Origin of the sequence: Paenibacillus fonticola DSM 21315 (assembly GCF_000381905.1) — a bacterium.
In the GTDB taxonomy this organism is placed as follows: Bacteria; Bacillota; Bacilli; order Paenibacillales; family Paenibacillaceae; genus Fontibacillus; species Fontibacillus fonticola.
On sequence record NZ_KB907245.1, the window covers coordinates 332135 to 357687 of the forward strand.

General features: G+C 51.0%; 17 protein-coding genes and 1 pseudogene. 4 read left to right on the forward strand and 14 right to left on the reverse strand.

From position 1 onward, the window contains the following. The first annotated feature begins 38 nt into the window (after positions 1-38). A complete protein-coding gene (locus G358_RS0101490) occupies positions 39-2357 on the forward strand; it encodes a glycoside hydrolase family 65 protein (protein ID WP_019635431.1) in 2319 nt (772 codons plus the stop codon). Between the two features lie 376 nt (positions 2358-2733). On the opposite strand, the pseudogene G358_RS0101495 reads toward G358_RS0101490, so the two are convergent. The 10 genes and pseudogenes from G358_RS0101495 to G358_RS0101550 all read right to left on the reverse strand — a co-directional run bounded on the left by G358_RS0101495 (position 2734) and on the right by G358_RS0101550 (position 19198). Continuing rightward, a pseudogene (locus G358_RS0101495) lies at positions 2734-3893 on the reverse strand (IS3 family transposase). Positions 3894-4209: 316 nt separating this feature from the next. Next, on the reverse strand, positions 4210-5235 hold the full coding sequence (locus tag G358_RS0101505) for a LacI family DNA-binding transcriptional regulator (RefSeq protein WP_019635434.1): 1026 nt from the start codon (positions 5233-5235) through the stop codon (positions 4210-4212). 123 nt (positions 5236-5358) lie between these two features. After that, positions 5359-8349, reverse strand: a complete 2991-nt coding sequence (locus G358_RS0101510; protein WP_019635435.1) for a beta-galactosidase — start codon at positions 8347-8349, stop codon at positions 5359-5361. A gap of 3 nt (positions 8350-8352) precedes the next feature. Further along, a complete protein-coding gene (locus G358_RS0101515) occupies positions 8353-9858 on the reverse strand; it encodes a glycoside hydrolase family 30 protein (RefSeq protein ID WP_019635436.1) in 1506 nt (501 codons plus the stop codon). Between the two features lie 131 nt (positions 9859-9989). Further along, complete coding sequence (locus G358_RS0101520; protein WP_019635437.1) at positions 9990-10835, reverse strand: carbohydrate ABC transporter permease; 846 nt, start codon at positions 10833-10835, stop codon at positions 9990-9992. After that, positions 10832-11716, reverse strand: coding sequence for a carbohydrate ABC transporter permease (locus tag G358_RS0101525; protein WP_019635438.1), 885 nt, complete (start codon positions 11714-11716; stop codon positions 10832-10834). The genes G358_RS0101520 and G358_RS0101525 overlap by 4 nt, the downstream gene beginning before the upstream one ends. 110 nt (positions 11717-11826) lie before the next feature. Then, positions 11827-13146 carry an ABC transporter substrate-binding protein gene (locus G358_RS0101530; protein ID WP_019635439.1) on the reverse strand — a complete coding sequence of 440 codons (1320 nt, stop codon included), beginning with the start codon at positions 13144-13146 and terminating at the stop codon, positions 11827-11829. A gap of 373 nt (positions 13147-13519) precedes the next feature. After that, on the reverse strand, positions 13520-14098 hold the full coding sequence (locus G358_RS0101535) for an LOG family protein (RefSeq protein WP_019635440.1): 579 nt from the start codon (positions 14096-14098) through the stop codon (positions 13520-13522). 116 nt (positions 14099-14214) lie between these two features. Continuing rightward, entirely contained in the window at positions 14215-16173 is a 1959-nt protein-coding gene (pulA, locus tag G358_RS0101540; protein WP_019635441.1) for a type I pullulanase, read from the reverse strand. A gap of 817 nt (positions 16174-16990) precedes the next feature. After that, positions 16991-19198 carry a DUF6359 domain-containing protein gene (locus tag G358_RS0101550; RefSeq protein WP_019635443.1) on the reverse strand — a complete coding sequence of 736 codons (2208 nt, stop codon included), beginning with the start codon at positions 19196-19198 and terminating at the stop codon, positions 16991-16993. A 202-nt stretch (positions 19199-19400) separates the two neighbouring features. Here G358_RS0101550 and G358_RS0101555 point away from each other — a divergent pair, with 202 nt between their 5' ends. After that, positions 19401-20726: a hemolysin family protein gene (locus G358_RS0101555; RefSeq protein ID WP_019635444.1), complete on the forward strand. Its 1326-nt coding sequence runs from the start codon at positions 19401-19403 to the stop codon at positions 20724-20726. 90 nt (positions 20727-20816) lie between these two features. Here the strand turns inward: G358_RS0101555 and G358_RS0101560 are convergent, their stop codons facing one another. After that, on the reverse strand, positions 20817-21395 hold the full coding sequence (locus tag G358_RS0101560; protein ID WP_019635445.1) for a nitroreductase family protein: 579 nt from the start codon (positions 21393-21395) through the stop codon (positions 20817-20819). Between the two features lie 203 nt (positions 21396-21598). Here G358_RS0101560 and G358_RS0101565 point away from each other — a divergent pair, with 203 nt between their 5' ends. Next, positions 21599-22480 (forward strand): DMT family transporter, encoded by an 882-nt coding sequence (locus G358_RS0101565; RefSeq protein WP_019635446.1) that lies wholly within the window; start codon positions 21599-21601, stop codon positions 22478-22480. A 130-nt stretch (positions 22481-22610) separates the two neighbouring features. On the opposite strand, the gene G358_RS34460 is transcribed toward G358_RS0101565, so the two are convergent. Continuing rightward, the gene (locus G358_RS34460) at positions 22611-22940 is read right to left on the reverse strand and encodes a hypothetical protein (protein ID WP_019635447.1); all 330 of its coding nucleotides are present in this window, start codon (positions 22938-22940) and stop codon (positions 22611-22613) included. Between the two features lie 145 nt (positions 22941-23085). Here G358_RS34460 and G358_RS34690 point away from each other — a divergent pair, with 145 nt between their 5' ends. After that, positions 23086-23214 (forward strand): hypothetical protein, encoded by a 129-nt coding sequence (locus G358_RS34690; RefSeq protein WP_019635448.1) that lies wholly within the window; start codon positions 23086-23088, stop codon positions 23212-23214. 68 nt (positions 23215-23282) lie between these two features. Here the strand turns inward: G358_RS34690 and G358_RS0101580 are convergent, their stop codons facing one another. Beyond that, positions 23283-23957, reverse strand: coding sequence for a helix-turn-helix domain-containing protein (locus tag G358_RS0101580; protein ID WP_019635449.1), 675 nt, complete (start codon positions 23955-23957; stop codon positions 23283-23285). A 103-nt stretch (positions 23958-24060) separates the two neighbouring features. Continuing rightward, positions 24061-25011, reverse strand: a complete 951-nt coding sequence (locus tag G358_RS0101585; protein ID WP_019635450.1) for a helix-turn-helix transcriptional regulator — start codon at positions 25009-25011, stop codon at positions 24061-24063. Between the last annotated feature and the right edge of the window lie 542 nt (positions 25012-25553).

Below are 25553 nucleotides of genomic sequence, written 5' to 3' on the forward strand. Positions count from 1 at the left end.
TGATTATTTCATCATATGATTAAAGGAGTCTGGTTAACTTGAGACAATATCTGAAAATCAATGAATGGTCGATCATCGAAGAATCCTTCGACCCGTCAACGCATGAAATATCCGAAAGCATATTTAGCATCGGAAACGGATTTATGGGCCAGCGCGCCAATTTCGAGGAGAAGTACACCGGTTCGTCCCTGCAGGGCAGCTATATGGCCGGGGTCTATTACCCGGACAAAACGCGCGTCGGCTGGTGGAAGAATGGATATCCCGAATATTTCGCAAAAGTGCTGAACAGCACGAACTGGATCGGAGTCAATGTATTCCTTGATGGCATCGAACTCGACCTTGCCACATGCAAAGTCAGCGACTTCGTTCGCGAATTGAACATGAAGGAAGGCACCTTGTCCCGCCGCTTCAAGGCGGAGCTTGAGGACGGCAAGCAAGTTCAGGTAGAGGCGCTGCGTTTCGTCAGCATGGCCCGCCATGAAATCGGCGCGATCCGCTATGCGGTTACACCGCTGAACTTCAGCGGTACGATCCGCCTCGTTCCTTACCTGGACGGGGATGTGCAAAATAAAGACTCAAACTATGACGAGAAGTTCTGGCTGGAAGTAGAAAAAGCGGCGGCGGCGGACATCTCCTACCTGACGCTGAAGACGAAGAAGCTTGATTTCCATGTCACCTCGGTGATGGCTTTCGATGTCTTCAAAGACGGAAGCAAACTGGATCTCACCCCGTCCCTGAACGAGCGCGACAAATTCGTCTCCAGTGAAGTGGCTGTCGAGGCAGCCGCCGGTAAACAGGTAACCCTGTACAAATATGTAGCAAATGTTACTTCCCGCAACCATGGTTTAGGCCAACTGGTTGAGGCCGGTACGAAATCACTGACCGCGGCGAAAGAGGCCGGGTTCGACACGCTGCTTCGTGAACAGGTCGATGCCTGGGCTGCGAAATGGAGCGAAAGCGACATTATTATCGAAGGCGACGAGTCCGCACAGCAGGCGATTCGCTTCAATATTTTTCAATTGAATCAGACCTATACTGGAGATGACGACCGACTGAATATCGGACCAAAAGGCTTTACGGGCGAAAAATACGGCGGCAGCACCTATTGGGACACGGAAGCTTACTGTCTGCCGTTCTATCTCAGCACCGCGGACTCCAGCATTGCCCGCAACCTGCTGATTTACCGCTACAAGCATCTGGAGAAGGCGAAGGAGAATGCCGGGAAGCTAGGCTTTACCAAAGGCGCCCTCTATCCGATGGTGACAATGAATGGCGAAGAATGCCATAACGAATGGGAAATTACGTTCGAGGAAATCCACCGCAACGGGGCTATCGCATACGCAATCTACAACTACGTCAACTATACCGGGGATAAATCATATCTTGGCCAATACGGCCTGGAGGTGCTCGTGGAAATTTCCCGCTTCTGGGAAGAGCGCGTCAATTTCTCCAAGGACAAAGGCAAGTACGTCATGCTTGGCGTTACGGGGCCAAACGAATACGAGAACAACGTCAACAACAACTGGTATACGAACCGGATCGCCGTCTGGACGCTGGAATATACGCAGGAAGTCATGAGCTACCTGAAGGAGCATGAGCAGGCCCGTTATGCGGAGCTCATCGGCAAGCTCGAGCTGAAGGACGAGGAGATCGCCAAGTGGAACGATATTATCGGCAATATGTACTATCCGTACGATGAAGAGCGCGGCGTTTTCCTGCAGCAGGACGGCTTCCTTGATAAGGACCTTATGCCGGTCAAAGACCTGAAGGCCGAGCACCTGCCGCTGAACCAGAACTGGTCCTGGGACCGGATTCTCCGCTCCTGCTTCATCAAACAGGCCGACGTGCTTCAAGGAATTTACTTCCTGGGCGACGAGTTCGACCTGGAAACCAAAAAACGCAACTTCGATTTCTATGAGCCGCTGACGGTGCATGAGTCCTCCCTGTCGCCATGCCTCCACGCGATCATCGCTTGCGAACTGGGCTATCAGGAGAAGGCGTACGAGATGTACCTGCGCACCGCGCGCCTGGATCTCGACAATTACAATAACGATACCGAGGACGGCCTGCATATCACGAGCATGGCTGGTACCTGGATGTCCGTCGTTCAAGGCTTTGGCGGCTTGAAGGTCAAAGACGGAGCGCTGCAGTTGCATCCATTCGTCCCTTCCCATTGGACCGCCTTCTCGTTCAAGGTCATGTTCCGGGGAGCCCGCCTGAACGTCAGTGTAACCGAAGACAGCATCACGGTCACCAACGAAACCGAGACGCCGGCAGCGATCGTCATTTACGACCGGAGCTACACGATCAGCGGCCTGGGCGAAGTGCAGTACGCTAGATCCTCTGTGAACATTTAATCATCAGGCAAAAGGGGATGTCCAATAAGTCCCTTAAATTAAAGTCATACGGAAAACACTTCGTTTTTCCGTATGACTTTTGCATACATCTGCTTATGCTGGTGTGGGGTATTGGTTGGCGGCTGTGTGGCTTGGGTGGATTGGGTGGATTGGGTGGATTGGGTGGATTGGGTGGATTGGGTGGATTAGGTGACTGGCTGGGCAACTGGCTGGGCATATGCGAATCTAGCAGACACAGGGGACGCTATTTGTGAAATAATGAGGAATTGGGAGGGCTAACGGACCTACGTTCCGCTATTGATCCCAAAAGCCTGTTTATTGGAGTCAATTTGTACTTCTGTCAAGAAAGTGGACACAGAAGCAAGGAACATTACAATTACGCGGACAGTTTTTGATGGTACATTTGCTCAAATCGATGGGGTGTTTTATACCCCAATGTAGAGTGAGGGCGCACGCGGTTATAGTAAAACTCAATATAACTATAGAGCTCGTTCGTCGCCTGTTCACGTGTCCTAAATTTTGTTTGATACACCAACTCTTTTTTCAGGGTGCTGTGAAACGACTCTATGCATGCATTGTCATAGCAGTTGCCTTTACGACTCATACTGCCTTTCATCCCGTAGGCTTCTAGTTTCTTTTGATATACTTCGGATGCATACTGGGAACCACGGTCGGAATGATGAATTAAACCTGTAGCCGGCTTCTGGCGCTTATAGGCTTGATCCAAGGCATCAACCACAAGTTCTCTTGTCATGCGCGCTCCCGTAGACCAGCCAACGATTTTACGCGAATATAAGTCCATTACGCTGGCCAGATATAACCACCCCTCATTTGTTGCAACGTAGGTAATATCCGTCACCCAGACCTTGTTAGGAGCGCTCACCTTAAACTGCCGATCCAGTACATTGTCGTGAACTGGCATGTTGTGTTTAGAGTTGGTAGTTGCCTTATACTTTCGTACGGTAATCGATTTTAAGCCCATTTCCTTCATAAGACGACTTACCGTCTTGGAGGATACATTACAACCGTCTTCGTCTCTTAGGACTGCGGTTATAACAGGGCTGCCTGGTCGCTTCTGCAATCGGTAGAAGTGGTGTTGGATACGTGTTTTCAGCCACTTTCTACGCTGCTCTCGTTTGCTGGGCTTGCGGTTGACCCATTTGTAATAGCCGCTCCGGGATACTTTCATGACGGAGCACATCTTCTCAACACGGTACTGGGAGCGGTGCTTATAAATAAACGAATAAATCAGTGCCGGTCTTTCGTGAAGAAGTGCATCGCCTTTTTTAGAATTTCATTTTCTTCCTGCAGTTCACGGTTCTGCTGCTCTAGTTTCTTCAGTCGCTCATAGTCCACGAACACTTGAGACTGTTCCTGTATTGCACCTGTGCCATATTGCTTGATCCAGCGGGTTAAGGTACTTTTCGGAATTCCTAACTCCCGTGAAATCTCGATGGGTTTCTTGCCCTCCTTTTCCATGTGTTCAATTGTTTTTTTCTTGAACTCTTTATCATAGCTCTCACGATGTTGACTCATGATACACACCTCGACCTTTTTTGTTATGTCTATTATACAAGGTCGTTCCTTAAGCTGTGTCCACCATTTAGTCTAAAATCAATTTGCTCAAATAACGGAACCAGGGTCCGTAAGCATAGTGAAAGAGGGTCTATTTCAACAAATAGCGGATCTCCTGTCCGTTGACGGTGAACAGTCCCACGAGTTCAGCTCAGCCAAATTCCGCTAACCCCCGAACCATCCTCTGAAGATTAAAGGGTTGTCCAAAAAAAGTCAGTTTTTACTGACTTTCTGGACACCCCTTTTTGATGTGTTTACCGGTATCGGAACATAAGGACTACTGCGGCTGAGCCGTGCTCTGCCTGACGATCAACTGCGGCTCCAGGGAGGTTCGCTTCTTCACCTTCTCCTTGTTCATCAGCTGCCGCAGCACTTGAACGGCCGCCCGTCCCAGTTCGTTGGCTTGCTGTGATACGGTCGTTAATTCCGGGATGACATGATGCGCTAGCGGGATGTCATCGAAGCCGACGATCGACAGATCGTCCGGAATCTTCAGACCATGCTCAATGGCTGTCTTGATCGCCCCGATGGCCGTGAAGTCATTGACGCACATCACCGCCGTCGGCTTCGCGGACAGCTTCAGCAGATTTTCCATCTGCTGGCGCCCCGAATCGACAGAGAAGCTGTCCGGCAGAATCCACTCCTCCCGGACAGCGAGCCCTGCATCCCGGAGCGTCTTGCGAAATGCACGGATTTTGACGGAGGTCGTGCTCATATGATTCTCTCCGCCAATGAACCCGATATCCCGGTGCCCCAGCTCGATCAGATGCTTGACAGCGCTGACGGCTCCGGCATATTCATCGGTCACGACCCGCGTCAAATCGGCGTTCTTCAGGCTGCCATTAATGAGCACGAGCGGAATTTTATTGGCGTGCTCCACCATTTCCCGTACGAGAAGCGGATCGCACTCCTTGAGGTTGATGCGACCGCCCATGAACAGGATGCCATCCACCCGCTTCTCCTGCATAATGGTCAAAAATTCGGACTCTTTGGCGTAATTGCCCATGGTATTGCAAAGGAAAAAATTATGCCCTGTCTTCTGCGCTTCCTGCTCCGCGCCGGAAAAAACCTCGGGAAAGAAAGGGTTCGTAATATCCGGAAGGATGACTCCGATAATACCTGTCTCTTTCTTGATCAAGCTTCTGGCTAATGCGTTCGGCTGGAATTGATGCTTCTGGATAATGGCTTCGATTCTTGCTCTGGTAGAGTCCCTGACCGGAGCGGTTCCGTTAAGCACCCGGGAAACGGTAGCTACGGAAACCTTGGCTTCCTTCGCGATATCATATACGGTAACCTCTTTCATTCCATTAGATCCTTTCCTGCAAACGATGTGATTGCTAGCTAGTATTATAGCAAAACAAAATCTTCAATGAAATGGGTTACATTCAATACGTGCATCGCTTATTTGTCTTGCGCATCATTTCCCTTATGGCAAAATGTGCCAATTTTCCTCAGACTGCTCGTCATAAAGCAAATGGACAGTTGAAGGAGATTTGCCTTCTTCGTCGAAAATAACGAGCTCATTCACCTCTCGAAGCCAGGCCATCGGCAGCTTATAGTCCTCTTGAGGACCAATTTGCCAATATCGGCCAATATTTATGCCATTTAGCCAAATCGCACCTTTGCTCATTCCGGTCATTCGCAGCTTAAGCCTTGGCTTCCGGTCATCCGGTACGATGGGCTTACTGAACGTTGTCTGGTACCACGCCGGCCCCTGCCGGCTGTTCCGCTCTTCGTATGCCTGAAATTTCTCCGGTGATCTTATCCCTGTCATGGACCAATCGCGTAGCACTGCGGTTGAATCGTATGACAGCAGTTCAAGCCGATCCAAGGGTGTTTGCCCTACGGTCATTTCGATCGTGTTCACCCCGTTTATGACATAATCAGAAATGTCGACCGTATGAAAGGAGAACCATTCCTGATACTCCGGCATTTCCACCTCCCGTCCGTTTATGCGCAGGTTCCCGCCAATCGCCCCGACAAGAACCGCCTGATCGTAATCGCCCTGATCGAACGTTCGCATAAGATTCGGCTGATCTCCCCCACCCGTTACTTCATTCAAATGGATTAGGGTCGAGCCAGGGCCTACATGTTTACTAGTGTCAGCGCCAGAACCAGTGCTGTCGTCAGCGCTTGGACTAGTGGCAGCGTCTACGCTAGTGACTGCGTCGGTGCCGGTATCAGCGCCAGAGAAGCTGAATTCTGGAGCGGAAAGCAAACGCCATTCCCGGCGAAGATCCTGCTTAGTACCGCCCAAATATGCCGGTCCGGAAATCCCCTTCATCTCTCCCAGGAAGGGTGAAAAATTCAGGCTGCCCATATGCTGAACCAGAATTTGCAGCTTGCTGACGCCTTGCGGCAATTGCAGGCTGGCCCCCGATGCCCCTACCTGAGTAATTAGCGTTTGCTGCCTGCCGTTCAGAAATACTCGCGCCGTATCTTGAATAGAAGGGAATATCAATTCGCTAGTCTGCTCCCGGTCGCTCTCGATCCGGCATTCATAGATAAGATAGCCGAACGGCTGGCCGAATTCAGAGAAGGCTAGCGGCCTGTCCACCCGTTTTCCTTCTAGGGAATTCAGATCAAGGGAAGCCGCCTGCCAGGCGGTCAACTCGGGCGTTTCCAGTCTGAAACGTCCGGCTTGCATGAACTCAGAATTTTCGGCGACTCGAAGCTCGTCCCTCTTAATCGGCGTCCCGCCTTGAGTTTCCCATTGTCCAAGCAGCAGAGGCTTAACATGCCGGGAGCCGCGCACCGCCATTGTTTTGCCCTTACCGTCAACATCTACCTCCTTATAACCGATCGCCCAGCGAACCGCTGCTCCTTCCATTCGCCAGGCTTGATCGCTAAGCGTCCGATTCAGCACGACGATACGGAGCCACTTACCGCCTATCGAAAGTTGAATAATTTGAGGCTCTTCAAAGTGAAAGAAATCAAATGTAATGCGCTTGCGGTCTTGGCTTATTTCATAGCGGATATCTATTTCGTGACTGCACTCAACGTCGGCGTCCGCTTCCAGTTCCACATATGAGCGCTGGCCATTGTCGGCACTAATGATCACCGTATGGACAGAGCCCACTTCCTCGTTCCCGGCAATATAGGTGTTGCAAGTCAAACGAAGGCCTTTCCAAAGTTCGATCCGATCGAGAATCGGCACAATCTGCCCTGGTTTGGCCGTTACGGGGAGAGTCCGTCCCTCCCCCAGCGACACATGGAAAATCTCCCTTTCCTCCCGCAGGCTTTCTGCAAACCACAGCTTTTCGCATCCTCTCTGCCGTCCGCGGATTCGCAGCCCCTCTGTCGCCCGGACTTCATGGACTGGCAGTTCTGCAGATTCCAGCAAAAAGTCATTGAGCGCCTGCGTAAATAAAGATACTCTCTTGGCAGCAAGATACTTCTCCGTTATACGGCCGTATTCGTTCAAGGGAGCGTCGTAGTCATAGGAGGTGACCATAAATATATCGCTGCTCCCTACCGTTCGCCCTCCGTAGCTGCCAAAATTAGTGCCGCCGAAAAACATATAGTGGCTGATCCCGGTAAACCCGGCCCTGAGTGCTTCCATCTGCCTTCGCTCGTACAGGTCGGCCGTCTTCTGCGTAGCGGCTGGCGCTCCCCAGTGCTCGAACCATCCCGTCCAAAATTCCGTCACGATCTTCGGCAGCTCCGGCTGTTTCGCGGCAAGCTTGGCATAATGGTCGTCCGCGTGGGACCAGAAGTTCGCGCCTTCAATCGTCCCTTCCACTCCGCCGACGCACGTAATCAGCGGAACATCGATCCCTCTGGAGATCAGTCCGTCGCGAAGATGCGCCATATAATCACGTGCAGCCTCGTCATCATGAAGATAACCGTATTCGTTCTCCACTTGCACGAGAATGACGTTCCCTCCTTGCGAATGCTGGCGCTCGCGAATGATTGGAATGATCCGGTCAAAGTACAGGTCGACGTATTTCAAAAATGTCGCATCGTTAGCCCTGTAACGAATCCCTTCCTTTTGCCGCAGCCACCATGGAAATCCGCCAAAATCCCATTCCGCGCATATGTAAGGGCCAGGCCGGGCGATTACCCACAGGCCGAGCTCAGCGCACAGATCGAGAAAGGCGCCGCAGTCCTGATCGCCGCTAAAATTCCACTGCCCTTCCTGCGGCTCATGCACGTTCCAGGCAAAATAGGTGTCTACACAGTTCATGCCAGCCTGTTTGGCTCTCCATAATACGCCGCGCCATTCCTCTTTCGGCATCCGAAAATAATGTATAGCCGCGCTGTTCAAAAAGGTACGCCTGCCATTTAGTATAAAACTGTGCTTGTCATAGCTAACTCCATCCTGCAACAATAGATTTCCGCTCATCTCCAAACCTTCTTTCTCTATTTTTTCTCCGTTGCCGTGTTCATAACTCCCGTTATATTTCACCGCGTTCACAGTTTACTCTGCCACCGGCGCAACTCCCGATATAACCACTGTCACAATCGACTCCGAATCCACAGGTACCGTAACCCCATTCGTGAACAGCTCTACAAGCTCCGCAGCCGGTTCAAGATTGTGCTGGCCGGAAGTCCGGTAAGCCTCTACCTGGGCCGCACCCGCATCATAAGTGAACGGAGAAAGGTCGACGGTTACCTTCCGGTCCGACAGTTCATTGCGCACAACGACGGTCAACTGCCCGGCGGCAGCATCGTATGCGGCCAGCACCCGGCCATCATCAGCTGGAATGATCCGGCTGCCCGGCGCGATGAACTTGCTGAACTGGGCCATGGCATAATATTGCTTGGTCAGTTCATAGCTTTCTTCTCCGGTAAAATTAGCATGAATGAATCCCCAGTTGTTGTCCGCTCCCTCATCTTCAACCGCCTGCCAATATATCCAGGCCGCTGGCTTCATCATCTTCAAATCGAACATGATCCGCTGGGCCAGCTCCATCACGCTGGTCATATCCTCGTGATGGTGCGGCGCCGAGCCGCCCGTACCGTACTCGGACATCCAGAGCCGCTTACCGCTGCCCTGCGCGAAAGCCCTCAGTTCCTCCATCCGGCTCCCGTTATAGGAGTGGGTATTGATCTGGCCGATAGCCTCCAGCGTCGCGGCATCGTACGCATGCAGCGCCTCCAGCGTCTCATCAATGCTGTTGTCGTCGTTCGCGCTTACGACTGTACCGTTCAAGCCTTTCTGTTCCAGCGAGGCGGCAACTTTGCGGATGATCTCTCCCTGTTTGCCCAGGTCGAAATAACAGCCTTCCTGAATGTTGCCCTTGCGCCACCAATTAGAGGATGGCTCGTTAAGCGGGTCCAGTGTGCGGAACGTTATGCCCCATTCATCGCGAAAATGCCTGACCACCTCCGTCAAATAATCCGCAAAAGCGTCATATTGATCGTCCCGCAAATTGTTGCCGCGATCTTCAGCACCGCTAACTGAGCCGCTAACCGTCATCCAGTAGGGCGGCGAATTCGAGAACGCTTCCGCGATTGTAACGCCCCTTCTTAGCGACTCCTGCAAAATATAACGCTGATTGGCATCGGCCTCCCAGTCCCATAAGCCGGCTTCCGGCTGAAAGCCCGGAACGTCTCCACCGGGTCTGAGCGTATGCTCGCCTGGCTTCTCGCCGCCCCCAATGTTATAGCGGACGATATTCAGGCCGATGCCCTTCTCCCGGTCAAACAGCATATCCATGACCTGCCGTACCTTCTCCTGATCTTCCCAGCCTCCAAGGGCATGGCCCCACCAAGCAATGGAGGTTCCCCAGCCTTCGAAGCCTTCGTAAGCTTCCTCCAATTGGAGCTTCACAGCTTCCGTTACATCCTGTTCGGATAAAGACGGAAAACTGTTCTTGTGCACTGCTTCCTTCAAGACAATACCTCCCAGGGCGGCAATACCCGTACATACAATACCCAAACATAGTACCGCCGCCATAATAAGCTTTACTTTTCCGCTCATATTTTCACCACATTACCGTCATTTAAATTGTCGTACAGTCGTACAGTCGTACAGCAATAGCTGCAGTTCCTGCCGGATTCTCGTTCTCCCGATCTGCCTGGCTTGCGAACTTCAGAGACTTCTTGCTTCTATTATTTTATGGCGCTGCTGCCCCCGCTAATGTTGGCCTCGTACACGAAGCGCTGGCCGATCAAGTAGATCAGAATCATCGGAATCGTCAAGAAAAGCGAAGCCACCATCACGATGTTCCACGGCGGCATCTGCCCTCCGCTGACGGTGCTAATCAGCTGTACGCCGAGCGCCAGCGGCATTTTGGCGGAATCGTTAATATAGATCAGCGGGCCCATGAAGTTGCCCCAGTTCCACGAGAAGGAGAAAATTGCAATGGCCGCTAGAATCGGGTACGTCATCGGCAGAATGATTTTGGAATAGATTCCGAGATGTCCCATGCCGTCGATTTTGGCGGCTTCATCCAGCGACCTGGGGATCGCCATGACGAACTGGCGAATCAGAAACACATTGAACGCCCCGGCAAAAAAACTCGGTACAATTAGCGGATAAAACGTGTTCACCCACCCCAGCTTGCGGAACAAAATAAACTGCGGAATCATCGTGATCTCCCCGGGAATCATCATCGTGCTGAGCAGTACGAGGAAAAGCACCCCGCTGCCCGGCGCCTTCAGACGAGCGAAGCCATAGGCTACGAACGAAGCCGAGAACACCGAGCCGACAATAGTCCAGCTCGTAATGATCAAGCTGTTTTTTAAATACAGTCCGAGGTTGTTGTTCGTAAATACTTTAATGAAGTTCTCCCATACCCATTCTCCAGGCAAAAAGGTAAACGCGGACTGCACGGTCGTAGCATCGCTGGCCAGTGCAATAGAGATCATATAAAGGAAAGGAGCGCCCAACAAAATGCCTACCGCCAGCAGAACGGTGTAAGACGTCAATTTTTCTGACAAAGCCATTTTGCTCATGCGTTTTTCCCCTCCTCATAATGCACCCACAGCGCTGACGAACGAAATACGACGAGTGTTAGTGCCAAAATGATAATGAACAGCACCCAGGCGATCGATGATGCATAACCCATCTTGTAGAAGCGAAATGCGTTCTGGAACAAGTACGGCACGATCATTTGGCTCGCATTGTCCGGCCCGCCTTCGGTCACGATGAACACCTGCGCAAAGGTTTGGAGCGCCCCGATAATACCGGTAACGAGATTAAAAAAGATGACCGGCGTCAGCATAGGAAAAGTTATGCGAAAAAAGGCCTGTTTCGAGCTGGCCCCATCAATCGCGGCCGCCTCGTAAAATTCGGCAGGGATTCCCTTCATTCCGGCGAGCAGCAGGACGATACCGCCGCCTACGCCCCATAACGACATAATGATTAGGGCTGGCTTCACCCAGTTGGCGTCCAGCAGCCAGGCCGGCCCGATGATGCCAAAAACTTGGAGCGTCTTGTTAATAAGCCCTGCGCTTGGAGCAAACAAATGGATGAACAGCAGGGAGGACGCGACCACGGGAACGACTGAAGGCAGGTAGAACAGAACGCGGAAAAAGGTAATTCCCTTCAGCTTTTTATTCAAGTAGTAAGCAATCCATAGTGAAATGGCCATACCAAGAGGGACGGCGATCAGCGCGTAATAAAATGTGTTAAACACGGATTTCCAGAAAATCGGGTCTTCTGTCAGCAATTGTTGATAGTTGTCGAACCCGATAAAATGCGGCGTCTGGAACAAATCCCAATCCGTAAAGCTCATATATATGGAGAACAGAATGGGCCCTAACGTCAACAAGGCAAACCCGGCTAACCATGGTGAAATAAAAAAATAAAACCATGCCCCTTCCTTATTTCTCATGCGGACTCCTCCCGTCGATACCTGTGGATAGAAGGGAACGAGATGGGCTGGCTGCCTATCCCCTTCTATCGCCAGGTTTACATCGAACGAACACTATTTTTCTTGTAAATTTACTTGTAAAGATTGTCGAGGCCTTTTTGAATTTGGGTGACCGTCTCGTCCAGGGAGCTTTTATTGTTAAAATAAACGCCCAGTTTATCGTCGATCACTTTCATCATTTCATTCCACTTCGGATTCAGCGGCTGGTCATAAATGCGGGACTCGCTAAACGCCGCCATGTTGATCTTCTTGCCCCCATACTCGGCATTCAGGAACTCCTCGCTTGTCAACGCCGCTTTTGTCGCAGGAGCATCCTGGCCGTGCTTTACGATCGGCATTTGCGCCTCCAGCGTTGTAAGTGCTTCGATAACTTTGAAGGCTTCCTCCGGATGCTTGGATGTTTTCGTAATGGTTAAGCCGTTAAAGAACGCATTCGTCACTCCCCAAATCGGCGCAATATCCCAGTTGATGCCTTCCACTTTGGACAAGGAGGCGATATTCCAGAAACCTGTCGTTTCCATCGCAATCTTCCCTTGAGCGAACAGCGGGTCTGGCCCGACATTGCCCAGGTCGGCAATTTCCGAAGGCGTTGGCCCGGCACCGTGCGTAAAGGTGAGCTCGTTAAGAAACTGGAGCGCGTTTCTTACTTCGGGAGTATCGAAGGTCGGCTTGTTGTTATCGTCAAAGAGCGAGCCGCCGTTCTGATAAACGAGCTGCATCCATTGCGGCCACCAGCTGCCAGGATAATAACCCCATTGCTCCGTTTTGCCATTATTTTTCACGGTTAAGCGCTTGGCCGCGTCCATCAGGTCTTGCTGTGTCCAATCCTTAGTTGGATAATCCACTCCCGCCGCATCGAACAAATCCTTGTTATAGAACAGTACCATCGCACCAGCCCGATCGGTTAGCCCGTACTGCTTGCCTTCGTATTTCATCAGATTTGCAATATCGTCCGAGTATCTGTCAGCCATATCTAGGCCGTGGGCGGCAATGAGATCATCCAGCGGGATGATCTGATTTTTCGAGGCATAGGTCTGGAAATTCTCGGCGATCATCATAATATCTGGCGGCGTTCCGCCAGCGATCATCGTCTGCACCTTCTGATCATAGTCTCCGGCAACGAGCATGACTTTCACCTGAATGTTCGGATGCTTCTCCTTCACTACCTCCAGGCGTTCTTCATAGATTTTCTTCTCGTCCTCCGACCCCCAAATTGTCATCGTCAGTTCAACCGGCTTGTCATTCGATTTCGCGTTGTTTCCACTAGATGTGTTCGTACCTTCATCAGCAGGCGAATTCGTGCTTGCATTCCCTGCGCTGCTGCCCGAGCATCCGGCCAATACACCAACAAGCAAAAGAATAGACAATGTTGCTGTTACCCATTTTTTCATCTATACGACCTCCCGCAACTTAAATTAGCAGCTTTCCCCCAATGATCAAATTAATGTAATGGGTTTCATGTAATGGGTTTCATTACACTTAAAAAATAAGCCCAAACTCTTGTTAATTCCGGCCCATTTCCTGAACCCGCAATTATGTAAGGGGTTTCATTCGCTGTATCCTCATTATAGTTAGGGCTTTGCAAAAGTGTCAACTTATTTTTTAAAACTTAGGAAACAGGAACTATCCGTTCAAACAAATTATGAGGGAGCCCGGCAGATTGCAAGCTGATGAATAATGCATTGTGGGATGAACCGCGGCTCCCAAAGTTAAACAAATTAACCGGCCACAAAAGCCATCATTGCTGGATCAGGACTGAACTGTTTATACGAGTTCCTTCCACTTTTTCTCTAACACCTGCGGCTGGTAAGACTCCATCAACTGCAACAATTCGGCAGGGTCCGGGGAGATGTTGATCAAGCTCAGATGTGAAGAATTGGAGAAGCCCTCTTGGATGCTATGCTCAACCATTTGAAGCAGCGGGTCGTAGAAGCCGCGAACGTTCAGGAGACCTATCGGCTTCTTGTGGATGCCGATTTGCGACCAGCACAGCACCTCGAACAATTCCTCATACGTTCCAAAACCGCCGGGCAGCGCGATGAAACCGTCAGCCAGCTCCCCCATCTTCGCCTTTCGCGCATGCATGCCGTCCACTTCGATCAGCTTGGTCAGCTCCCGGTGAACCATCTCGCCTGCAAACAATCCCGATGGCATGACGCCGATCACCTCTCCGCCGGCAGCCATTGCGGCATTGGCCGCTTCCCCCATCAGCCCGATTCTGGACCCGCCATATATTAGGCGATACTGATGTTCTGCCAAATAGCGCCCAAGCTGTACGGCAGCATGTTTATAGTCTTCATGTGCACCTAAATTCGAGCCTGCAAAGACACAGATTGATTTCATCCCATCATCTCCACTTATATATTTATTAGAAAAAATTTTAGATATCTCAAGTATATGGTGAGCCACAAATCAATTCAATATGACTAATAGGTGAGTATTTTCTTAAAATCGTAGTGTCAAATCGTAAGGACAACCATACCGAGACCGCGCACCTTTAAGCTGCGGCCCTCCAACGCGGCGACATACTCGCCTCCAAAGCGAATCGTCCAGTTTCCAAGCCCGGGCAAGTTCAACAGAATGGTTTTCTCCGTACCTTTGTACAGCACATAAATATGCTTGGCAGGATCCCCGCCCGCATGGTTGCTCAGCGTATACGCTACGCAATGCTCTGGCGCCGGCTCGAAATGCAAGTGCTCGCGAATCTGCTCCGCCGTACGCAAGCGAAACGCCGGGTGGCTCTTGCGGAGGGCAATCAGCTCCCTCATATAGGCTACATCGTTTTGGCGCGCGGCGCAGCGCTCCCAGTCGAGCCAGTTCACCTCTATCGGGGACTGGTAGCTGTTCTCTTCCCCATTCTTTGTTCTCATGAATTCCTGTCCCGCATGCAGGAAGGGAATGCCCTGGCTCGTAAGGATTATTGCCGAAGCCAGCCGATGCATGCCACTGCGATGCTCTTCAGACTCGATGGCGGCAGAAAGGACGATTTTATCCCATAAGGTATGGTTATCATGACATTCGACGTAATTTACGGATTGGCCCGGCTCAATTCCAAAATTACGGATACCCCCATCATAGTCAATGGCACCGACGATTCCCTCCCGAATGAGTCCCTCGTAGCCGGCACCGCCGCTGATAAAGCCTCTCTGAGCAAAATAAAATATACTCCCTTTAATCGCGTCACGGTAATCATCGTTGAAGTGTCCGATTCCTGGGAACTTGGCGGCATTATTCTGATGTGCTCTTTGCTCATCCGGCAGAACCGTGTCCATGATCCAGCCTTCTCCAATCGTGATGATCGTAGGATCGAGTTCATCCAGCCGCCTCCGAATCTCGTTCATCGTCTCGATGTCCATCAAACCCATGAGATCGAACCGGAAGCCATCCATATGATATTCCGCTGCCCAGTACAGCACCGAATCCACGATAAATTTCCGCATCATCGGCCGTTCCGAAGCGCATTCGTTGCCGCAGAACGAACCGTTTGACAGTGTACCATCCTCCTTGTAGCGCAAATAGTATCCGGGCACAAGTTTGGTGAAATTGATCAAATACCAATCGTAGACATGATTGTAGACGACGTCCATAATGACCCGGAGCCCGCGCTCATGCAGGGCTTGAACGGCCCGCTTCAGCTCGGTTATGCGTAAACCCGGCACAGAGGGATCGGTAGCATAAGAGCCCTCGGGAACGTTGTAGTTCTTGGGGTCATATCCCCAATTATACTGCGGCTGATCGAGCTTCGTCTCGTCCACGCTTTCGGTGGCATAGTCATAGACGGGGAGAAGCTGAACATGCGTCACGCCAAGCGCAGCAATATGATCCAAGCCTGTCAAAATGCCATTCGGTCCCCTGGTCCCGCTCTCCGCAAGTCCAAGAAACTTTCCTTTTTGCGTAATCCCGCTGTGAGGGTGGCTGGACAGATCCTTGACATGCAGCTCGTAAATGACCGCATCAACAGCAGCCTCGAAAGGCGGTTTACGGTCATCTCCCCACCGCTCCGGGTTCGTGCTCTGCAAATCGATCACAACTGCGCGGTCCCCATTTACACCGACGGCCTTTGCATAAGGGTCGGCTGCTTCGTTCCAATCTTGCCCGATCTTGACTCGGTACGTATAGTAACGCCCCTGGTGATCTCCCTCCACGACCAGCAGCCAGGTGCCCTGAACATCTCGCTTCATAGGCAGGACCTGCGCAGGCTTCTCGTCATTCCATGACTCATAGAATACAACCTCCGCCTCCGATGCCGTCGGCGCCCAGACCCGGAACCTGCTCTCCCCCGGCGTGTACGCGGCACCTAGGTCATTTCCGCCGTAATAGTACATTTCATCGAACCGTTTATCGAAGACGGATATTCCTCCAGTTACCGCAAGGTCGCCATAGTCGACGACTACATCGTGCTCCCGTTGTACCGCCATTTTATTCACTCCAATCGCGAAATATATCATGGGTAGCTTAAACGCTTAAGTGACTTCCAATCGCAAAATATCGTACGTAAACTTAAGTGTTCAAGCGGCTATATGAGCGGGATTATATCACCGTTCATTTATGAGTGCCGATCAGCCGATGAATCGTTCATCGCTGGGGATACATAACTATCATCTTCAGTTTCATCATATTCCTGGCACAGCAGCTCCTCCATAACGGCAATCGCTATTTAGGCTTTCACCTCGTTATCGAACACGATTCGCCGCACTCCGCTTGCCAGCAAATACTCCGCCTCCCGCATTTGCATTTGTATTTGTATTTGCATTTGCATTTGCATTTGCAATCACGATCATATTCTCTTTCGCACCGCGCGAAGCTCCCAGCCCGCGGTGGCCGGCGTTACATGACGGTGGTCAACCACAGGCCACGCATGCAGGCACCCTCTGCCATAGCCACCACTAACTTATTTGCACATCACCCGCTGCCCCGACGGGCTAGAACGTACTGCTCCAATCCTTCCCGCGTATTCGTCCGATATACAGTATCCGGGCGAAAATAGATTCCATGTTACCTTGCTAATTTCTCGCTCCCCCGCCAGATCGCTGCTGGCTGTTGCTTACTATTCTTATCATATCCGAAACGGCGTACCAGGCACAAAGCGGAAAGAAGACAGCCTCCTGTAGCGTGATGGAAAACAAGGACAGCCCCTTCACAGGGGCTGTCCTTGTTTTGCCATGTTGATATCCTTGTTCATATCCTTGTTCATATCCTTGTTCACGTATGTTAACGCATGATCATGTATGAACGTTAGGCAGCATGCGGCGCAGTATTGCCTGGTAAACGATCGGAAAATGCCGACCGAGGCGCTGCGACCATCCCCTCGTTAACCGGAAGGACATTCGCCAGAGGGAGCGGCTCCGCGCTTACATTAGCGATCGTCACCGTCTTCGTGATTACGTTGGCGCTATTCTGCTTCAAGCGCAGGTTCGCCGCACCCGCCTGGTTCGGCTTGAGCTGGACGATCAGGTCCTTCGATGCCTCGCCCTGGGCATTGGCCGTCAGGGAAATGCTCGGGCTGTACCCGTAAGAGGACCACGAGCCATCACTATTTTTGAACCGGGCGATTTGCTCGCCGCCGCTAAGATATATCCCAACCGCAAGACCGGTTACCGTCTGCCCCGGGTTCAGGCCATCAGCGGTCAAGCGGATTGTGAATTCCTGCGCGCTGGGCAGCTGGGATTGGTGAACAAAGGCATATACCGGCTCGACCGCTGGCGGCTGCGAAGAACCATATGAGCCCGGCTTGTAGGTGGACGGATCATACCACTTGTAGCCTGCAGCCGGCGCGGACCAAGGCTCGGGCTTCGGTTCCGTCGTAGCCGCTGGAATCTCGTCCGTGTGCAGCACTGTTGGCGTATCGAGGACAAGTCCGGATACTTCGCTAAACGAAGTATAGTTTTCTTTGTGGGCGAGCCATTTCACGGTCTGAATGAGAAACAGCCCGTCATCCACTTCTTTAAAGCCGTCATACGTCGTCTTTCTCGCCCCGGTCTCCTCGCGGACGTACTTCGGCGTAACGTCCTCAACAGGCGAGGAGTCGCCGATGAACGCAGCTTTGCCGCGTCCGACCTTGGCGATAGCCGCATACGGTCCTTCAGCCCGGCCGCCGCCGTTATAGACGCCGCTGTCCACGGCGCTTCCCCATGCCGGCACGCCGGACGGAACGTAGACGATCCCCTTGGCCTTCGCCGGATCGATGATCGCCAGCGTCGAGCCGGCATGCATGGCGACTGCGCTTACGCCCGACGTGATCCCGAACGATTGGGACGGGGCAACAATGTCGGTCGCGTTCACGTCGCCAAGCGCATTATAACGGAAGCGCACGCCAAAATGGTCGGCAAGCCAGTCCGAGCTTGTCACGTTCTGCATCGCCGGGGAGGACGCTTCTTCCGCGCTCATGCCCTTGGTCGGCAGCTCGTAGGCGCCGCGGCGGTAGCCGTTGAAAACCTCGGAGGAATCCCAGCGGTTCTTGTTGCGGTCCGCATTATAGTGGTCCGCGATGAAGAATACCGCCCCTCCCTCTTGAATGTACTGAACGATCGCATCTTGCTCCGTGGACTTGAAAGGAATATTCGCTTCGGGAATGACGAAGACATCGTAATCTTTAAGCCGATTGTACGTAATGGCCGGAGTATCGAACTGATGAGGGGCTGTGCGCTCCAGCGATTCTACCGTAAATCCCGCCGCTCGCAGTCCACCGGCAAAATCGGAGAACGCCCCGTCGATAACCCAATCGGCAGCCCCTGCTGTCTGGGCGTGGGCGTTGTCGAAGAGCACGCTTTTGCCCGTGCCATCCGGCAGTGTCGGATTCGCTCCTCCCCCAGGCTCTCCGGGCTGTCCGGGCTGTCCGGGTTGTTCTGGCTGTTCAGGCTGTCCGGGCTCCCCGGGTTGTCCAGGTTGTTCAGGCTGTTCTTCGCCCGGATTTGGCTGCCCAGCATCCGCCAGTTGCATTGCAGACACGTTCTTAAGTCCAGCAAAGTTGTTATAAGCCGCAAGAGTTCCCGTTACATTAACACGCTGCCCGATCAAGTCCGGGTTGCTTTGCAGCCCGAACTGTTCTCTGAAGCCAGCGGGAATCTGTACATCGACCAGTTTGGCCGAACTGCGCTCAGCCGGACTATCCGCGATCAACAAATTGTAGTCATTCGCGAAAGGACTCTGGAACTTTGCCGTCAGCGAACCAGTGGCATGTCCAACAATATAGCCGGCGACCTGTACGAATTCCCCATTGTTCCCCTTGGCAATCGCGTTCGCTACAGCAAGCGGCGCTGCTGCTGCTTCCAACTCAGCGCGATCGAATGCCTCTGCACCCCAAACGCTTTGCTCCTGGCTGTCCGGTAGCAGATATTCCTGCGCATTTGCACCTGCAAAAGGTGTAAATCCAACCAGCATTGTTGCCGCAAGCGCACCCGCTACTACCCAATTCAACCACTTTCTTGCCCATCTTTTTCTCATCCTAATCGATTCCTCCTTCTCCTTAATTGATAAATTACCTCTTAATGATAAATGCGAAGGAATACCTCACGATGGTTTTTTTGTAAATTTATTGCAAAATATACTTGTGACTAAGTTGTGTCCTTCATTAGCTTTCCAGTAAACCATGCTGTATAATTGATAGTATTTCATATCTTATTATTTGAAGGAGTAGATGAATCGAATGGATAGTGACAGGCTTTTGGCACTATACTTAGTGCTGGTCGCCATACTAATCGGCTTTACAGCGTTTTTCGTAGCCGTTGAGTTTGCCATCGTAAGAGTACGGGCAAGTCGGGTGGATCAAATGATAGCCGAAGGAAATAAGAATGCTCTATCGGTCAAACAAGTGACTAGCAATCTGGACGGTTACTTGTCGGCTTGCCAATTGGGAATTACGATTACAGCGCTCGGACTTGGCTGGTTAGGAGAACCAACAGTAAAGAAGATGCTTCACCCACTGCTCCATAGTTTAAATGTACCTGAAGCAGTGAGCAGCGTTATTTCATTTATCATCTCTTTTGCCGTAATTACCTACCTTCACGTTGTTGTGGGGGAATTAGCTCCAAAGACGATCGCCATCCGCAGAGCGGAGCAGGTTGCTTTACTTACAGCAAAACCACTGATTATCTTCACCAAGGTTATGCACCCTTTCATTTGGGCGCTCAACGGATCTGCGCTTCAGCTTGTACGCCTGTTTGGAATCAAGCCTGCCAGCGAGCATGAAGAAGCTCACTCGGAGGAAGAACTGCAGATCATTATTAACGAAAGCTTCGAAAGCGGTAAAATCAATCAAAGCGAATACGGGTACGTGAACCGTATATTTGCTTTTGACAATATGCTAGCCAAAGAAATTATGATTCCCCGCACCGATATGGTGTGCTTATATACAGACAAGACCCGGGAAGAGAACCTGGGGATCATCAAGGAGCAGCAGTATACCCGCTTTCCTGTTGTCGAGGGACATAAGGATAATATCGTGGGTATCATTAATACGAAGCAATTCTTCCTAGCTTACGAGGATAACCCCGATCTGGAAATTTCTTCGATCCTGCAGCCGGTCATGGCTGTATCCGAGGTAACGCCAGTCAATGAGCTGTTAAAAAGAATGCAGCACGAAGGTACTCATATCGCGATATTAATCGATGAGTACGGCGGCACGGCTGGATTGATCACCATCGAAGATATTCTCGAAGAAATCGTCGGGGAAATCCGCGACGAATTTGATAAGGAAGAGGAACAACCGATTGTCCATCTGGACGAGTACCATGTGGTCGTCGACGGCAAGGTAACGATTAATCAGATTAATGACATCATGATGACCGACCTAAATACCGAGGATGTCGATACGATCGGGGGCTGGTTGTATGGCATGCATCCGGAAATGAATGAAGACGAGACGTTCGAGCACCAGGGGCTGATCTTTAAGCTGCTGGAGAAGGAGCCACACCGCTTCAGAAAGCTGGAAATCATCAAACAAGTCATTGAGCCCGAGGAAGTTCAAGAGTAAAAACAAGAACCTCAATCCCGAGAGAAATCTTTTCGGAGATTGAGGTTCTTTTATGTTTGCAAAAGAGCCAAAAGAGGAGGCTTCTCTCACTTAGTCTTCTTCACCGATCCAGATGGTTTTACTGCGGAAATCCTCTCTTTTCCCTTTCAGCTCGCCCAGATCGGAAACGCCAAGATAAATGAAGCCCAGCATTTTGTCCTGCTCACGAAGTTCAAAGGCCTCGTTCATGATGCGGTGATAGCAAGGCTCGCCGGTTCTCCACACTGCCCCGAGCCCTAAACTGTGCGCCGCAAGCAGCATGTTCTGTATAGCGGCAAATACCGCTCCATATTCCTCCAGCTCGATCACGCCCGGCTTATCGGTAGGGGTCACGGCTGCGGCAATGATGACGGGAGCGCGAAAAGCCTTGGCAAAGGCTTTACCCAACGCCTCCTGCGATTCAGGCGAATCGGGATTCTCGATCCCCTCGCGCATGATGTCGGACAGCGCCTGCCCCAGCTGCTCCCGGCCCTTGCCTCTGAGCACGAAAAATTTCCACGGCTCGGTATGTCTATGATTTGGCGCCCAGACTCCAGCCTCCAAGATTTGCTCGATCGTCTCTACAGCAATATTGTCCTGCTTGACCTTTCCAATACTTCTTCTCGTATGAATAGCCTCTATTACGTCCATTGCTCGTTTCCCTCCTCCTTTTGATTTCCATTCTCATTCTAACACTGCAGACCGCCGGGGGACACCTTTACGCTCCGGTACAATAAAAATCTATCCATTCTCGCAAATGCTCGTATAATAGATTGTTGTGGAACTACGCTCATTAAAATTAGCGACTCCAACGAATACCTAGCATTTTCGCATCTCTGAAGGGAGTTAAATGCATGTCTCGCCATCAACGTGCCGGGAGAGCCTATGAAGTTTTCTTTATCCTCGGCATCATCGCTATTTCTTTCTCGGCCATCTTTATTCGCTGGTCGAATGCGGAGGCATCCGTTATTGCGATGTACCGCTTGTTCATTACCAATTTAATCCTGCTGCCTTTCGCCTGGCGGCAAAGACATGAAATGCTGCGGCTAAAGCCGAAGCAATGGGGACTGCTCGCCGCATCAGGCATACTGCTAGGACTCCATTTTCTGCTGTGGATGAATTCGCTGCGATATACGAGTGTAGCAAGCTCCACGGTCATCCTTACGCTGCAGCCCGTGCTCGTCATGCTTGGCTCCATCTGGCTGTTCAAGGACAGAATCAACCGGATGCTGCTGCTCGGCATGGGCATAGCGGTCGTCGGCTCCATCTTCATTGGCTCGGGCGACTTCCGTCTGTCGGGATCAGCTCTGTACGGGGATATCCTCTCGCTGCTGGGCACGCTGACGATATCCATCAATATGCTGGTTGCCCAGCACCTGCGCAAGGATCTGGCTGCCCTGCCGTATAATTTCTGGATGTTCTTCATGGCCGCCTGTTCCTTGGGCTGCTACAACTTGGCAATGGAGTATCCGCTCACCGGCTATCCCGCGAAAGAGTGGGGAATTTTCTTCCTTTTATCCGTCGTGTCCACCCTGTTTGGCCACTATCTGTTTAACTGGCTGCTGAAGTACATGAATGCCACCACAGTTTCCATGGCCATTCTGGGCGAACCGATCTGCGCCTCCCTGCTTGCATGGGTGCTTCTCGGCGAAATGCTGACAGGTTTGCAGCTATTTTCTGGATTGATCATCATAGCCGGCGTCTGGATCTTCATGCGCCATCGGCATGTAAGGTGACACAACCGTTTATAATGCATTGCTGCTGAATTGAGCATCATATCTAATCCATGACAAAAAAGGTCCCGGTTCTATTTCACTAAATTCTTGGACCGGGACGCATTCTTTTTTGATGTAAAAGACCGATATTTCACTTCTCGCGCTTCCTTAATCCAATCAGCTTTGTTCGCAGCACATAGTATACCATGGCCAGCAGCAGCAAACCGCTTATCTGTAAAACTAGGGTTAACCCGTCTGTGCGGACGATAGTTCCAAATGCCACTTGAGTCTCTAAATATTCTACAAATGCATAGTTATTTATGATATCCGGTACGTAATTTCTGGTTAGCCATAGCCCCTGAACAACCTGGAAGCCAACCACAGCTATAATAATGACCATGGGCACTATAATAGATTCAACGAGCACTCGTTTGTTTAGCTTGTTTAGCTTGTTTAGCTTGTTTAGCTTGTTTAGGTTCATTTCGGCTCCTTGTTTCGCGTTTTTAAATCTTCTTTGAGGCTAACATGTAGATAAAAATGGCCTCTAGGATTTCCGGCAGTTCTTGATGATGGAAGTTCGGATAGCGGGTGGCGTTATGTATAGTCGTTTCCTTGGGAGGATGGATATGAAATGGCTCGGTTACCGTCTGGTAACGCTTATCTTCATCATGTGGCTCGCTATGGAATTTGGCGAACACTTCACCGGAGGCACTTACCCAATTATAGAAATACATTTGAATAAAACCTTTACATAAATGGAACGAAATTCTTGCTCCAACAGCGTTTTATTCGAGGCCGGTCGCAGCAGTTCCATATACCAGATTCATTTGATGACACGAAGGAGATAAGACCACTCGTGCGCATCCCTTTCTTCTTCCAGTGTTAGCTCACCCTTCAGGGCCAGGGTATCCTTATACTCGCCGCCGTATTTTTTCTCGTAATGAATAATAACGGATAGCTTTTCAGCCAGTTCTTCCGTAGGAGTTATCTCAGTTTGCCGATCAAATCGGGACTGATTCACTTCGTATACCTCCGCAACTTCTCTAATCGTCATGCGGTCACCAGTAGGCAATAAATAGAGGGCATTCTCTGGAATTCTTGCCTGCTTAAAACGGGCACCTTTCTCATAACCGATAAATCTACCTTGATTCAGCCAGTTGTTAACGGTAGCAACACTAACTCCAAAAAAACGCGCAATGTCCCCTGTCGTATACATCCGGACTGCACATGCTTCCTCTGATGTACCCATATTAGCCATATGAATCAACATTCTCTGCAGGGCTCGGTGATAGTTATGTTCCTCCAAGGAATGGCGTACCTCTTGTAACAGCGTCTCAGGGGTTTCTATCGATGTCTTCTCGATGTAATTGGACAGCGCTTTAATAAATGTCGACACATGATCCGTGTCGTACTCTGAAAAATGTCCTTTAATCATTTCCGAAATAACGATTGCCTCAGAAATCGCAATTTCCTTGTCCGAAAGATTAAACACAAACATCACCTCACCTCCAATTTTATAATAAAAACCAAAAAATTACAACAAAACTTCAAACAAACTTCAAACAAACTTCAAATAAACTTACATAAAACTTCTACGTCGATTAACCGTTGTACATGGCAATAATCGCCGTCGCTTCAGCCCGTACCCGGTCACGCAGCTCCAGCGGCTCCAGTACCTTGACAAGCACCCCGTAACCAAGCAGAATTTCACATGCTGACTCCAACGTATTGAATTCAGCAGCCGCTTCGATCCATCCTTGTTCTGCGGGTATCGTATGGACTAGCTTGAGATACCGCTGCTGGGCTAGGCGCGGTAAAGCTGCTTCCTGAACCCTGAGCTGTGCAGGATAACGCGGAAGATTTGCTTTGAACTGTTCTGTCGAGCGCTCCCAATATTGTGCCAGGTCAAAAGATTCCGGACGCTGAAAAGATTCCTCCAGCACTTTAGCGTTCCTGATGCGGGAGATACGGTAAGTGCGCATTTCTCCTTCCACTCTGGCTACAAGATACCAGATGCTGCTCTTGGCGACCAATCCCAACGGCTCGGCGATGCGCTCCACGGCTGAATCCTCCCGGCAGTAATCGAAGCGGAGCATCCGTTCCTGCCAGACCGCCTCCTGGATCGTCGGCAAATCGGGCAGCCGGTCGACGGACTGATGCCAGCCGGCACCGTCGATATGAATGCGCTGACGCACTCTTTCGGCTTCGCCTCGAAGCCGTTCGGGAAATGCGGCCAGCATTTTCTGAAAAGCATCCTCAAACACACTGCCAAGTCCAAGGTCTCCTAGCAGCGAAGAGGAATGGGCAAGGAGCAGCGCCTGCATCTCTTTGGGCTTCATGCCCGTCAAATCGGTGCGGTAGCCTTCCGATAACGCCCAGCCCCCACCTGATCCCCGTTCCGCATACACCGGAACTCCCGAGGAGCCTAGGGCTTCCATATCGCGGTGTATCGTTCGCTCGGATACCTCCAGCCTAGCCGCCAATTCCCGTGTAGTGAGCCGTCCGTGATTTTGCAGCAGCAACAATATTGAAATGAGCCGATCCGCCCGCAAACTGATGTCCTCCTTTGTACGTTTCCCTAATGGCACTTGTCTTCATTGGCCTTCATTGTAGCATGGATATATGACAAGGACTGTCATATATCGTAACGCGTGAAGCTCACAGCGCGCGGTGGTCGGCGTCACATGACGGTGGTCAACCACATTACGCAAGAAACCTCCCCAGATACAGGTATCCGTTTGCCAATTGATGAGCGTGCCAGCCAAAATGGGATTCTTACGGACACACAGGGCGCTATTCCGTCTTTTTGACTAAATTTAATATGCGTACGGACCCTGGTTCCGCTATTCGCACTAGCTGAGCATGGTTTGCCCCACTTTATGCCCAATAGCGGAACTACGGTCCGTTGGCTTAGAAATTTGCGCCTATTTGGAGAAATAGCGGATCTAGGGTCCGCTAGATTACCAGGAATATCTCAAGTCACAGGAAGTAGTTCATCGTGTCTTGAAATCGACAGTTTAATCAACAGAAGCTTAAAACAACAGGTGCTTGGATCAAAAGTGCACTTGGGTAACAGGTACATCAATCAACAGGC